Origin of the sequence: Streptomyces sp. NPDC032161 (genome assembly GCF_040636995.1) — a bacterium.
Taxonomy (GTDB): Bacteria; Actinomycetota; Actinomycetes; order Streptomycetales; family Streptomycetaceae; genus Streptomyces.
Genome location: NZ_JBEZVN010000001.1, coordinates 220,223 through 233,382, shown reverse-complemented (window position 1 = coordinate 233,382; position 13,160 = coordinate 220,223). Strand labels below are relative to the sequence as shown.

General features: G+C 71.7%; 10 protein-coding genes. 8 read left to right on the top strand and 2 right to left on the bottom strand.

Going from position 1 to position 13,160, the window contains the following annotated elements; translation table 11 throughout:
* Positions 1 to 5: 5 nt before the first annotated feature.
* The 6 genes from ilvC to AB0E67_RS00960 all read left to right on the top strand — a co-directional run bounded on the left by ilvC (position 6) and on the right by AB0E67_RS00960 (position 7,794).
* A complete protein-coding gene (ilvC, locus tag AB0E67_RS00985) occupies positions 6 to 1,007 on the top strand; it encodes a ketol-acid reductoisomerase (RefSeq protein ID WP_351521410.1) in 1,002 nt (333 codons plus the stop codon).
* Between the two features lie 263 nt (positions 1,008 to 1,270).
* On the top strand, positions 1,271 to 2,863 hold the full coding sequence (gene serA, locus AB0E67_RS00980) for a phosphoglycerate dehydrogenase (RefSeq protein ID WP_362019232.1): 1,593 nt from the start codon (positions 1,271 to 1,273) through the stop codon (positions 2,861 to 2,863).
* Positions 2,864 to 2,958: 95 nt separating this feature from the next.
* Positions 2,959 to 3,549 carry a TetR/AcrR family transcriptional regulator gene (locus AB0E67_RS00975; protein ID WP_362019229.1) on the top strand — a complete coding sequence of 197 codons (591 nt, stop codon included), beginning with the start codon at positions 2,959 to 2,961 and terminating at the stop codon, positions 3,547 to 3,549.
* Positions 3,550 to 3,931: 382 nt separating this feature from the next.
* Complete coding sequence (locus AB0E67_RS00970) at positions 3,932 to 6,466, top strand: Tox-REase-5 domain-containing protein (protein WP_362019226.1); 2,535 nt, start codon at positions 3,932 to 3,934, stop codon at positions 6,464 to 6,466.
* An 81-nt stretch (positions 6,467 to 6,547) separates the two neighbouring features.
* A complete protein-coding gene (locus tag AB0E67_RS00965) occupies positions 6,548 to 7,276 on the top strand; it encodes a hypothetical protein (protein WP_362019223.1) in 729 nt (242 codons plus the stop codon).
* On the top strand, positions 7,273 to 7,794 hold the full coding sequence (locus tag AB0E67_RS00960; protein WP_362019220.1) for a hypothetical protein: 522 nt from the start codon (positions 7,273 to 7,275) through the stop codon (positions 7,792 to 7,794). Before AB0E67_RS00965 ends, AB0E67_RS00960 begins: the two co-directional genes overlap by 4 nt.
* Before the next feature lie 240 nt (positions 7,795 to 8,034).
* Here AB0E67_RS00960 and AB0E67_RS00955 read toward each other — a convergent pair whose 3' ends face one another.
* A complete protein-coding gene (locus AB0E67_RS00955) occupies positions 8,035 to 9,177 on the bottom strand; it encodes a helix-turn-helix domain-containing protein (RefSeq protein WP_362019217.1) in 1,143 nt (380 codons plus the stop codon).
* A 180-nt stretch (positions 9,178 to 9,357) separates the two neighbouring features.
* On the opposite strand from AB0E67_RS00955, the gene AB0E67_RS00950 reads away from it, so the two are divergent.
* Complete coding sequence (locus AB0E67_RS00950; RefSeq protein WP_362019214.1) at positions 9,358 to 10,284, top strand: proline dehydrogenase family protein; 927 nt, start codon at positions 9,358 to 9,360, stop codon at positions 10,282 to 10,284.
* Positions 10,285 to 10,337: 53 nt separating this feature from the next.
* Positions 10,338 to 11,969: an L-glutamate gamma-semialdehyde dehydrogenase gene (pruA, locus tag AB0E67_RS00945; RefSeq protein ID WP_362019211.1), complete on the top strand. Its 1,632-nt coding sequence runs from the start codon at positions 10,338 to 10,340 to the stop codon at positions 11,967 to 11,969.
* Between the two features lie 168 nt (positions 11,970 to 12,137).
* On the opposite strand, the gene AB0E67_RS00940 is transcribed toward pruA, so the two are convergent.
* Positions 12,138 to 12,848 carry a nitroreductase family protein gene (locus tag AB0E67_RS00940; RefSeq protein WP_362019208.1) on the bottom strand — a complete coding sequence of 237 codons (711 nt, stop codon included), beginning with the start codon at positions 12,846 to 12,848 and terminating at the stop codon, positions 12,138 to 12,140.
* Positions 12,849 to 13,160 lie beyond the last annotated feature (312 nt).

The following is a 13,160-nucleotide window of genomic DNA, read 5'->3' as shown; positions in this document are numbered from 1 at the left end:
ACCCAGTGGCCGAGCTGTTCTACGACGACGACGCCGACCTGTCCATCATCCAGGGCCGCAAGGTCGCGGTCATCGGCTACGGCAGCCAGGGCCACGCCCACGCGCTGTCGCTGCGCGACTCGGGTGTCGACGTCCGTGTCGGTCTGCACGAGGGCTCCAAGTCCAAGACCAAGGCCGAGGAGCAGGGCCTGCGCGTGGTGACCCCGGCCGAGGCCGCCGCCGAGGCCGACGTCATCATGATCCTCGTCCCGGACCCGATCCAGGCCAAGGTCTACGAGGAGTCCATCAAGGACAACCTCAAGGACGGCGACGCGCTGTTCTTCGGCCACGGTCTGAACATCCGCTACGGCTTCATCAAGCCGCCGGCCGGTGTCGACGTCTGCATGGTCGCCCCGAAGGGCCCGGGCCACCTGGTCCGCCGCCAGTACGAGGAGGGCCGCGGCGTTCCCTGCATCGTGGCCGTCGAGCAGGACGCCACGGGCAACGCCTTCGCGCTGGCGCTGTCGTACGCCAAGGGCATCGGCGGCACCCGCGCCGGTGTCATCAAGACGACCTTCACCGAGGAGACCGAGACCGACCTGTTCGGTGAGCAGGCCGTTCTCTGCGGCGGCACCGCCGCCCTGGTGAAGGCCGGCTTCGAGACCCTGGTCGAGGCCGGTTACCAGCCGGAGATCGCGTACTTCGAGTGCCTGCACGAGCTGAAGCTCATCGTGGACCTCATGTACGAGGGCGGCCTGGAGAAGATGCGCTGGTCCATCTCGGAGACCGCCGAGTGGGGCGACTACGTCACCGGCCCGCGGATCATCACCGACGCCACCAAGGCCGAGATGAAGAAGGTCCTCGCGGAGATCCAGGACGGCTCCTTCGCCAAGAACTGGATGGACGAGTACCACAACGGTCTGCCCCGCTACAACGAGTACAAGAAGGCGGACAGCGACCACCTCCTGGAGACCACGGGCCGTGAGCTGCGCAAGCTCATGAGCTGGGTCAACGACGAGGACGCGTAAGCACGCCCAGGGGGCGGACCGGAGCACCGGTCCGCCCCCGCCGCATTCACCGCCGGAAGAGGCTGCGCACGCGTGTGTACAAGTCGTCCACTCCGTGTGGGTGATCCTTCCAACGGGGCGCAGTGCGCGTCCCGGCGCATGACTACACTGCTCCACACATACACGCGTCAGGCCCACAGTGTCGTGCGTCTTCCACGCGGCAAGCCCCTCCACCGCCTGCGGCCGTCGGGACGGCCGTCCGCACTGGACTTGTGAGGACTCACGTGAGCTCGAAACCCGTCGTACTCATCGCTGAAGAGCTGTCGCCCGCCACGGTTGACGCCTTGGGCCCGGACTTCGAGATCCGGCACTGCAACGGCGCGGACCGTGACGAACTCCTCCCCGCGATCGTCGACGTCGACGCCATCCTGGTGCGCTCCGCCACCAAGGTCGATGCCGAGGCCATCGCCGCCGCCACGAAGCTGAAGGTCGTGGCCCGCGCGGGCGTCGGCCTCGACAACGTCGACGTCTCCGCCGCCACCAAGGCCGGCGTGATGGTCGTCAACGCCCCGACCTCCAACATCGTCACCGCCGCCGAGCTGGCCTGTGGTCTGCTGATCGCCACCGCGCGCAACATCCCGCAGGCCAACACCGCGCTCAAGAACGCCGAGTGGAAGCGCTCCAAGTACACCGGCGTGGAGCTGAGCGAGAAGATCCTCGGCGTCGTCGGCCTCGGCCGCATCGGTGTCCTGGTCGCGCAGCGCATGTCCGCCTTCGGCATGAAGATCGTCGCGTACGACCCCTATGTGCAGCCCGCGCGTGCCGCCCAGATGGGCGTCAAGCTCCTCTCGCTCGACGAGCTGCTGGAGGTGTCGGACTTCATCACCGTGCACCTGCCCAAGACCCCCGAGACGGTCGGCCTGATCGGCGACGAGGCGCTGCACAAGGTGAAGCCCACCGTGCGCATCGTCAACGCCGCGCGCGGCGGCATCGTCGACGAGGCCGCGCTCGCCTCCGCCCTCAAGGAGGGCCGGGTCGCCGGTGCCGGTCTCGACGTGTACGCGAAGGAGCCCTGCACGGACTCCCCGCTGTTCGAGTTCGACCAGGTCGTCTGCACCCCGCACCTGGGCGCGTCCACGGACGAGGCGCAGGAGAAGGCGGGCATCGCGGTCGCCAGGTCCGTGCGCCTGGCCCTCGCCGGCGAGCTGGTGCCGGACGCGGTCAACGTCCAGGGCGGCGTCATCGCCCAGGACGTGCGCCCGGGTCTGCCGCTCGCCGAGAAGCTCGGCCGGATCTTCACCGCGCTGGCGGGCGAGGTCGCGGTCCGGCTCGACGTCGAGGTGTACGGCGAGATCACCCAGCACGACGTCAAGGTGCTCGAACTCTCCGCGCTGAAGGGCGTGTTCGAGGACGTCGTCGACGAGACCGTGTCGTACGTGAACGCCCCCCTGTTCGCGCAGGAACGCGGTGTCGAGGTCCGCCTCACCACCAGCTCCGAGTCGCCCGACCATCGCAACCTGGTGACCGTCCGCGGCACGCTCGCGGACGGCGACGAGGTCGCGGTCTCCGGCACACTGGCCGGGCCCAAGCACCTCCAGAAGATCGTCGCGGTCGGCGAGTACGACGTGGACCTGGCGCTCGCCGACCACATGCTGGTGCTGCGCTACGAGGACCGCCCCGGCGTCGTCGGCACGGTCGGCCGGATCCTCGGCGAGGCCGGTCTGAACATCGCGGGCATGCAGGTGTCGCGGACGGGTGCGGGCGGTGAGGCGCTGGTCGTCCTCACCGTCGACGACGACGTCCCGGCCTCGGTGCTCGCCGAGATCTCCACGGAGATCGGCGCCACCTCCGCCCGTACGGTGAACCTGACCGACTGATGGCCGCGCCCTCACGGCGCCCCCGCCCACCCGGCCTGCCCGGCATCTAGACGTACGTCTTACACGGACGTCTGCATGCCGGGTACGCTGCTGTCATGGGACACCGTGAGGATCTGCTCGAAGGCGCCAAGCGCTGCCTGCTGGACAAGGGGTACGCACGGACGACGGCACGCGACATCGTGGCCGCCTCCGGCACGAACCTCGCCTCCATCGGATACCACTACGGTTCCAAGGAGGCCCTGCTCAACCTGGCCTTCCTCAAGCTGACCGAGGAGTGGGGCGATGTGCTCACGAAACGGCGGGGCGAGGACACGGACGAGGACGGCGGGACCCCCGGGACGCCGCTCGACCAGTTCCGCGACACCTGGGAGCGGGTGATCGACAGCTACGAGCGGACCCGTTCGGTCTGGCAGCTCCAGATGGAGGTCATCTCCCGGATCGACCAGGACCCGGAGCTGCGGAAGGCGCTGATCGGCCCGCAGCGCGAGGGGCGGGACGGGCTGGCCGAGAACATGCTCGGCATCGACCCCGAGAAGGACCCCGAGAAGGCCCGGGTGGCCGGGCTGTTCTGCCAGGCACTGCTCGCCGGCGTGATGGTGCAGTGGCTGATGGACAGCGATTCGGCGCCGTCCGCACAGGACCTGACGGACGGACTGAAGGTGGTCCTCGAAGGGCGTGCGTCCTGACGACGCCGCTCGCGTCGCGTTCCTCGCGCGGCATGCTTCCCGCGGTACCGGAACGCCCGCGAACATCGCGGTGTGCGTCCCCTGCCCGCGTACGGCCCGGAGCGCGCCGCCTGCCCACGGACCCCTTTCCCTCGCATCCCCTGCCACCCCGTCGCCCGCATTTTCCGCCCACGCGGCACCCACCCACGCGGCACCCACCCACGCGGCACCTGCCCGCGCGGGCTCGCCCATGCGGGCGACGGCCCCTCCGGGCGGTGACGGTGACTCACACGCCCGGGGTGGGCCCGGCGTTGGGCCCTGAGGCCCATGACGCGGGACGGCCCCGACCCTAGGGTGAGTCGCTGTCATGTGACTTGCTGACATCGGGGGTCGGGGGGCACGTATGTCTGTTGTCGGTGGCGTGCCGGTTCCCGGGGGACCGACCCCGGTGGGACCGGGGCACCGGGAGCTTCCGCGTCCGCTCAACACGGCACGGCTGCTGCTGTTCGTGCTGTTCGGCGCGACGGTCCTGGGCGGGCTCGGCCTGCTGGGCTCGGCGTTCGCGGTGTACGCGATGGGGGCCCAGGTCCTCGGCATCCTGCTGTACGCCGCCGCGCCCGGTGTGCTGGGCCTGCTGCTGGCCCGGCGCCTGCGCACCGGCGGCAAACGGGTCTGGTGGGGGCTGGTTGCCGTACAGGCGTGGCTGGTCCTGGGCGGCGTGGCCAACATCGGGGACGGCTCGGCGCGTGGCTTCGTACAGCTGCTCCTGCCCATCCTGATCCTGGTCCTCCTGACGCGGGCGCAGAGCCGTTCCTGGTTCCTGCTGCCACCGGTGGAGCGGGGCGCGAAGCCCGTCGGGGAACGTGGCGCGAAGCGCCGGTTCTCGCTCTCCCACATGATCACCTGGCGCCGGGACCGGGGGCAGTCGGCCCTGGAGTACCTGGGCCTGGTGCTGATCGTCGTCGCGCTGATCGCGGCCATGACGCTGAGCGGCCTCGGCGGCCGGATCACCGCGGAACTCCAGGCCGCGATCTGCTCCTTGAGCGGCTATTCCTGCCCGGCGTCCGGGGACGGCTCGGGCCATGTGGAGGCCGGTCCCGGGAAGGACGGCGGTGCCGCGAACGGCGGAGGCGCCGACGGAGGCGGCGCGGGCGCGGACGGAGGCGGCGCGGGCGCGGACGGAGGCGGCGCGGGCGCGGACGGCGGCGCCACGGTCACCGGCGGCACGAACGGCGGTCCCTCCGGCGCGGGCGACGGCGGCGGCGACGCGAGCGGCGGGAACGCGAACGGGGGCGGATCGAGCGGCGGGAACGCCGACGGCGGCAGTGGTGGGGCGAACGGCGGCACCTCGGGTTCCACCGGTACCTCGTCCGGCTCCACGGGCGGCAGCGGCGGCACGGGTGGTCCCGACGACGGCCGGCCGGGCAGCGGCGTGGACACGTACCCGGAGGACGACGACGAGCCCGAGGCCGCCTACGACACGCCCGCGTCCGACGAGGACGGCGAAGGGAAGAACGACGGCGGCGGCAAGGACGACGAGGAGGACTGCAGCGGCTGGGGCTTCTTCGGCTGCGCCTGGGACCGTACGACCCAGGTCGTCAAGGGCGTGGCGGTCGACGGCGTCTGGGGCGACATCACCGGGATCATCGACCTGTTCAAGCCCGAGACCTGGTCCGGCATCGCGGACTACGGCAAGCAGCTCGGCGACCAGTGGTCGAAGGACTCCAAGGACGCCGCCGACAAGTGGGACAAGGGCGACTACCTCGGGGCGCTCTGGGACTGGGGCTCGGCGTCGGTCAACACGGTCGTCAAGGTCGGTGACGACGTCTTCGTCGGCGACGAGGTCCGTGACCGCTGGAACAACGGGGAGAAGACCCGGGCCGTCACCGATGTGATCTGGAACGTCGGCTCCCTCTTCATCCCCGGCTACGACGTGGCGAAGGTCGTCGGCAAGGTCGGCAAACTCGGCAAGCTGGGCAAGATCGCCGAGACGGTGGCGAAGGCCGTCGACGATGCGGGAGGCGCGGCCCGCCGCGCCCGCAAGGCCGCCGAACTCGGCGACCTCGACGGTGTGCGCAAGGCGGCCAAGGAGGCCGACGACGCCGCCGACGCGGCGGAGGACGCGGCGCGCCGCACGGGCTGCGTCATCGCGTCCGGCCCGGCCCTGGTGCGCTACGGCGGCGGGACCATGGGGGTCGCGGGGTCCGGCACCGGCGTGCTGGCGTCCGGTTCCACCGGCCGGGTCGTCCTCGCGGACGGTGGCTGCGACGAGGCGGCCAAGGCCGCGGCGGAGAAGGCGCGCGCCGAGGAGCGGGCCGCCCATCTGGAGCAGAAGCGCCTCGAGGAGCCGGAGCGGGCCCGCAAGGCCGAGCTGGACAAGAAGAAGTACCCGGAGCCGACCCGCAACGACACCTCCGACCCGCGCAACTACAACCCGCCGTCCTGGGCCGAGGACCTCAAGGACCACAAGCTCGGTGAGGCGGACCTGGGCGACGGCTACTGGGCCAGCCGCGACCGCAACCCCGCGCCCAACTGGAAGAACGAGTCCTGGCTGCGCTACCAGGAGCAGGTCACCGGAACCAACCGGGGCCAGGAGTACGTCGTGCCGCACCCCAAGGAGGGCAAGCCGGCCGTGGAGTACGACGGCTGGGACTCCAGCAGGCAGACCTTCCTGGAGGCCAAGAACGGCTACCAGAGCTACCTGTCCCAGACCGAACCGGGCACGCTCACCAAGTCCGGCAAGGACAAGTTCGTCGCCGAGGCGAGGGCCCAGGTGGAGGCGTCCGGCGGCCGGGCCGTGGAGTGGCACTTCTCCGACCCCGACGTGGCGAAGGCGGCCCGCCAGGCGTTCCGGGACGAGGGCCTGCCGATCAAGGTGGTGCACACGAAGCCGAAGCCGAACGACAGCACCAGGAAACCGGGGGCCTTCGACGAGTAGCCTGCACGCGGTGGCGGTCCGGCCGCGTTCGGCCGGGACCGCCCGCCGCGCCCGAGGACGAAGCTCGACGGAGGAAAGTGCATGCGACGTGTAGTGCGGGCCTTCTGGGGGCCCCGGCCGGAGTCGGCCGAGGCGCTCGCCGGACGCTGGAAGCGGACGCTGGACGGGATCACGGCACTGCTCCCCGGGGCGGTGCCACCGGGCGGCGCCACCGGGGCGGGCCCGTGGCGGCAGGTGCACGGGACCGGCCCGGAGACCGAACTGCCCGCGGACGAGGGGGCGCTGCTCGGCGCCCTGCGCGTGGCGCAGGCGGCCGAGGGCTGGTCCGACCTCACGGGCACGGCGCTGCGGCTGCACCGCACGGACGCGCCCGGTCTGCGGATCGAGCTGAGCGGACTCGCCGGGGGCGCACCGGAGTTCCTGCTCCAGTCGTTCGTGATGACGCTCCACGTGCCGGACGGTGCCGAGGTCCCGGGGGCGGATCTCCTCGCCGTGCTCGCCCGGGAGTGGGAGCCGGACTTCGGTGACGTGAGCGACGACGACGTGCTCGACGCGCTGGAGGACGACGCCGGGTACTCCGTCGGCGACCCCGTGGTGGGCCGGGCCGGCTATCTCTCCCCGGGGCGCGCCGCCCTCGTGCCCGGCGACCTGAAGGCCGCCCGGGAGGAACTGCCGGGAGGCGGCGTGCTGTTGCGCATCGCGGACGCGGGCGCGGACGTGACCGCCGAGGTGGTGACGGCCTACGAGCGGCTGCGCGACGCCGGTGCGCTGGATCCGCTGCCCCGTCCGATGGACCGGGCGGTGCTGTGACCTGCCGCGCCGGGGAGCCCTTCGCCCTCGCCCGGGCGCTGGCCGACGTCGAGGCGCTGCTGACGGTCCCGCTGCCGGGGCCCGGCCCCGTGGTGGCCGAGGGCGACCCGGAGACGGGGGAGTGGACCGGAACCGGCGGCGACGGCTTCCGCATCGTTCCGTTGTGGGAGGGCGATGCGCTGACCGGGGTGTACGCCCTGGAGTGGAACGACGCGCAGGAGGCGGCAGAGGCCCATCTCGCCGCCCTGGCCGCGGAATTGGACCGTCGTTGGGGCCCGCATCACGCGGTCCTGCTCCATGTGCCGCTGCTGCGACGGCAGGAGGGCGCCCGGGTGGATCCGCTGTTCGAGGCGCTGTTCCGGCAGGACCTCTACGGCGACCTGGTGGTGTGGGGCCCGGTGGGCGGTACGGGCCGCTGGGCCGGGGTGACCGTGGGCCACAGCGACGGCGACGCCCCGCTGGTGCTCGCGGCCCTCGTCAGCGACCGCCCGGTCACGGCTCCGGACGACGACCGCTGACGGGGAGCGAGGGCCGGCCTCGCGTCCCCACGGCCCGGTGCCTCGCGCCCGGTCGTGTTCGCGCGACGGCGGCTCGGCGTCCCCGTGGCCGCTGGGGCGTGTTTCGAAAGTCCCGTCCGGCCCGCGACGAAATATGCCCTGAGGGCCGTCCCGCCAGGGATTGCGGGACAGCCCTCAGCCGTCTTCGCGCCCCGGGCCCTGCCCCTTTCGTGTCCGGCTTCGTGTCCCGTTCCTCGCCGCTCAGAGCCGGGCGCCCTTGAGGGCCATGTGCAGCAGCAGCCGGTCCTCGCCGTCGTTCAGGTCGAGGCCGGTGAGCTGGTGGACGCGGGAGAGCCGGTAGTAGAGCGTCTGGCGGTGGATGCCGAGCGCGGCGGCCGTCCGCGACGCCTGGCCCGCGCAGTCGAGGAACACCTCGGCGGTGCGGGCCAGGTCCGCGTGCGCGGGGGCCAGCAGGGCGCGGACCGCCGGGTCCGCGGCCGACTCCGCGGGGAGCGCCGTCAGCATCCGGTACGGGCCGATCGCCGACCACTCGGTGACCGTTCCGAAGCGGGACTCGGCCGCCGCCGCGCGAGCCGCCGCCGACGCCTCGTGCCAGGCCGTCGGGAGATCCGCCAGACCCCGGCGGGCCGCCGCGATCCCGGCGGTGGCGCCCCGTCCGGCGGTCGAGCACAGCCGCCCGGCCGCGGTGCGGGCCGGGTCGAGGGAGTCGGCGGAACGCAGCCGGACCAGCGCCGCCAGCGAGGGCGGACCGGCCGGTCCGGGCGCCGCGGCCGAGGAGAGCGCCGCCGCCGACGGCACCGTACCGACCGACGGCGCCTCGTCCGGCCACGGCGACACGCACACCACCGTGTGAAGTCCCTCCGCGTCCCGGCCCAGCGACTCGCGCAGCGCGGCCACCGCCATGTCGCGCTGCCAGCCCCGCCCGGCGGTGAGGACCGCGCCGAACTCCCGCGACAGGTCCGTACCGGCCCGCGCCTCCTCCGAGAGCAGCACCCCGATCCGGGCCGCCACCTCCATCGCCGCCTCCAGCCGCTCCTCGGTCGGACCGGGGTCCGCGTCGAGCAGCCACACGTAACCGAGGACCACCCCCCGGTGGCGTACCGGCAGACAGATCCGGCCACGGAACACCCCGGCCTCCGGGGCGGGCGGAATGCGGACCGGGCCGGTGGCGCGGGTGATGCCGAAGCCCTCGAACCAGGCACGGACGGCGGGCGTGGAGCGCCTGGTCAGGATCGAGCGGGTGCGGACCGGGTCCATCGCCGTGTCGTCGTCGCTGTCGTGGGCCCCGAAGGCGATCAGGCCGAAATCGCGGTTCTCCAGCGTGGCGGGGGCGCCGAGCAGTCCGGAGATCTCGTCGACCAGCTCCTGGTAATCGCGCTTCACCCGGCCATTCTCGCACCCCTTCAGACATATGTCTGAGATCTGGGCAACGGATGCGTGACAGCTGTCGATGGCCCAGGATCGGAGAGATCCTTAGATTTCACGGTGGTTCTCCGTGCTGTATCGCCGCGTTTGCCCGCGCACCGGTACGGCCTTCGTTCGTACTTTCCGTGGAGGTGCCCCGTGCTGGGTCCCGTGATTCTCGCCGCGTCCCGCAGCGACAAGATGCGCCGTTTCATCTCGGCCGCGCCCGGCACGAAGCAGGTCGTCGACCGGTTCATCGCCGGTGAGACCGTCGACCAGGTGGTCCCGATCATCCGGGACGCCGCCGACAAGGGCCTCGAGGTCACCCTCGACGTGGTGGGCGAGGACATCACCACCCCCGAGCAGGCCGCCGCCGCCCGTGACGCCTACCTGGAGCTGATCGACCGTCTCAAGGACCTGGAGCTGGGCACCCGGGCCGAGACGTCCGTGAAGCTGTCCATGTTCGGGCAGTCCTTGGACGGCGGCCACGAGCTGGCGCTCGCCAATGTCCGCCCGGTCGTCGAGGCCGCCGCCGCGATCGGCACCACGGTCACCCTGGACGCGGAGGACCACACCACCCTCGACTCCATGTTCGCCATCCACGAGGAGCTGCGGAAGGACTTCCCGCAGACCGGCTGCGTGATCCAGGCGTACCTGTTCCGCACCGAGGAGGACGCCCGCCGCCTGGCCGCCGCCGGCAGCCGCGTCCGCCTCGTGAAGGGTGCCTACAAGGAGCCCGCCTCCGTCGCGTACCAGGACAAGGCCGAGATCGACAAGGCGTACGTCCGCATCCTGAAGACCCTGATGGAGGGCGAGGGCTACCCGATGATCGGGTCGCACGACCCCCGGCTGATCGCCATCGCCCAGGAGCTGGGTCGCAAGGCAGGGCGCAAACTGGACGAGTACGAGTTCCAGATGCTGTACGGCATCCGCAGCGAGGAGCACATCCGGCTCGCCGCCGAGGGCCACCGCATGCGTGTGTACACCGCGTACGGAACCGACTGGTACGGCTACTTCATGCGCCGTCTCGCGGAGAAGCCGGCGAACCTGCTGTTCTTCGGCCGCTCCGTCCTCACCAAGAGCTGACCCGCTCGGCCGACCCCCGACCCCGAACCCCGACACGAGGAGACAAGGCACTCATGGACGCTGTGACTCAGGTCCCCGCGCCGGTCAACGAGCCGGTCCACACCTACGCCCCGGGCTCCCCGGAGCGCGCCCGCCTGGAGACGAAGCTCAAGGAGCTCAGCCAGAACCCGATCGAGCTGCCGATGACGATCGGCGGTGAGAAGCGGATGGGCGGCGGTGAGCGCTTCGACGTCGTGCAGCCCCACAACCACAAGGCCGTCATCGGCACGTACGCCAACGCCACGGAGCAGGACGCGCAGGACGCGATCGACGCCGCGCTGGCCGCCGCCCCGGCCTGGCGGGCGACCTCCTTCGACGACCGTGCCGCGATCATCCTGCGCGCCGCCGAGCTGCTCGCCGGCCCCTGGCGCGAGACGATGGCCGCCTCCACGATGCTCGGCCAGTCCAAGACCGCCCAGCAGGCGGAGATCGACACCCCCTGTGAGCTCGTCGACTTCTGGCGCTTCAACGTGCACTACGCGCGCCAGATCCTCGCCGAGCAGCCCCCGGCCAACTCCCCGGGCGTGTGGAACCGCATGGACCACCGTCCGCTGGAGGGCTTCGTCTACGCGATCACGCCGTTCAACTTCACGGCCATCGCGGGCAACCTGCCCACCGCCCCGGCCCTCATGGGCAACGTCGTGGTGTGGAAGCCGTCCCCGACGCAGACCCACGCCGCCGTGCTGCTGATGCGGCTCCTGGAGGAGGCGGGCCTGCCCAAGGGCGTCATCAACCTGGTGACGGGCGACGGCCTCGCCGTCTCCGAGGTGGCCCTGAACCACCGTGACCTGGCCGGTATCCACTTCACCGGCTCGACCCCCACCTTCCAGCACCTGTGGCGGACGGTCGGCAACAACATCGCCAACTACCGCACCTACCCGCGGCTCGTCGGCGAGACCGGTGGCAAGGACTTCGTCGTCGCCCACCCGTCGGCCGACCACGCCGTCCTGAAGACCGCGCTGACCCGGGGCTCCTTCGAGTTCCAGGGCCAGAAGTGCTCGGCCTCCTCGCGCGCGTACATCCCGGCCTCGATCTGGAACTCCGGTTTCAAGGAGGAGTTCGCCGCCGAGGTCGACTCCATCACCATGGGCGACGTCACCGACCTGTCGAACTTCATCGGCGCCGTCATCGACGAGCGCTCGTTCGCCAAGAACAAGGCGGCCATCGACCGTGCCGCGGCCGACCCGTCCTGCACGGTCATCGCGGGCGGCACGTACGACGACTCGGTCGGTTACTTCGTCCGCCCGACCGTCATCGAGTGCACCGACCCGGAGAACGAGGTCTTCACGACCGAGTACTTCGGCCCGATCCTCGCCGTGCATGTCTACGAGGACGACCAGTACGACGCGATGCTGGAGCAGATGGAGTCGGTCTCCGACTACGCGCTGACCGGTTCCGTCATCGCGGGCGACCGCACCGCGGCCGCGTACACGATGGAGAAGCTGCGGTACGCCGCGGGCAACTTCTACATCAACGACAAGTCGACCGGTGCCGTGGTCGGCCAGCAGCCCTTCGGCGGCGGCCGCGCCTCGGGCACCAACGACAAGGCGGGCGCCCCGCAGAACCTCCAGCGCTGGACCCTGACCCGAGCCATCAAGGAGACGCTGGTCCCGCCGACCGAGTACACCTACCCCCACCAGGGCTGATATCCCTCGCGTCGGCCCCCTGCCAGGGGGCCGACGCCCTCGCGGGGCGCCGCCCCACCGGCGCCCCGCCCGAACTCCGCCTCCCGACCGGTTCCCCTGCCGGCCGGGAGGCGGTTTCCATCGCGCCCCCTCGCGCGCCGGGTCCGTCGCGGCCAGGGGCCCGCGGGCTCAGACCTCCACGAGCACCTGGTCCAGCGACTTGCGGACCAGGTCGGGCACCTCGCAGTCGTCGGCCGGATAGCCGACCGGGATCACCGCGAACGCCTTCTCGTTCTCCGGCCGGCCCAGCACCTCGCCCAGGAACCGCATCGGGCTCGGCGTGTGGACCAGCGCGGCCAGGCCCGACAGATGCAGCGCGGACAGCAGCATGCCGACGGCGATCCCGACCGACTCGTCGACGTAGTAGTGCTTGCGCTTGGTACCGTCCTCGCCCAGCCAGTACCGCTGCTGGAACACCACGACGAGCGCCGGGGCGTCGGTCATGTGGGACTTGACGGCGTCCGTGCCGAGCGGGCGCAGCGCCGCCAGCCACTCCTCGCCGAGCCTGCCGTCGTAACTGATCCGCTCCTCGTTCTCGGCCGCCTCGCGGATGCGGCGCCGTACCTCCGGGTCCTTGACCAGGACGAAGGTCCACGGCTGCTGATGGGCGCCGGACGGGGCGGTGGCGGCGCAGGCGATCGCGTCCTTGAGGACCCGCTCGGGGACGGGATCCGCCGAGAACCGGCGCACGGTCCTGCGTTCGTCCATCCGTCGCCTCAACTCCGCGGCGCGGGTGAGGGATTCGTCCGCCGGCATGCGTTCGGGCCGGTAGGGGACGGGGCGGTAGGGCTCGCCGTGGACGGGGGCCCAGGGCCTGGGCGGGGCTGTGATGTCGGACATGCGGGCAGTGTGACGGGCGGACGGTGGTCCGGACCAGAGTGCGGCCGGACAGATCATGTGCGCACCGTCGGTCAGTGTCCGGTGGACGACGGGGCGGTGGCTCGTGCGCGGCGCCCATGTGCGGCGCCCGTGCGCGGCTCTCGCGGGGCGGGGGAGGCTTACGACCTGGGGAGCGATAGGGAGCGGGCTCGCGCCGCCCTGCGACTCCGCTTGCGACGTTGTCGTCGGTTGTCGATGCGCCGCATCGACTCCCTCCTCCGCCTTGCGATCGAAGCCGCATGACGACGCTCCCTGATCCACTCCCCATCGCTC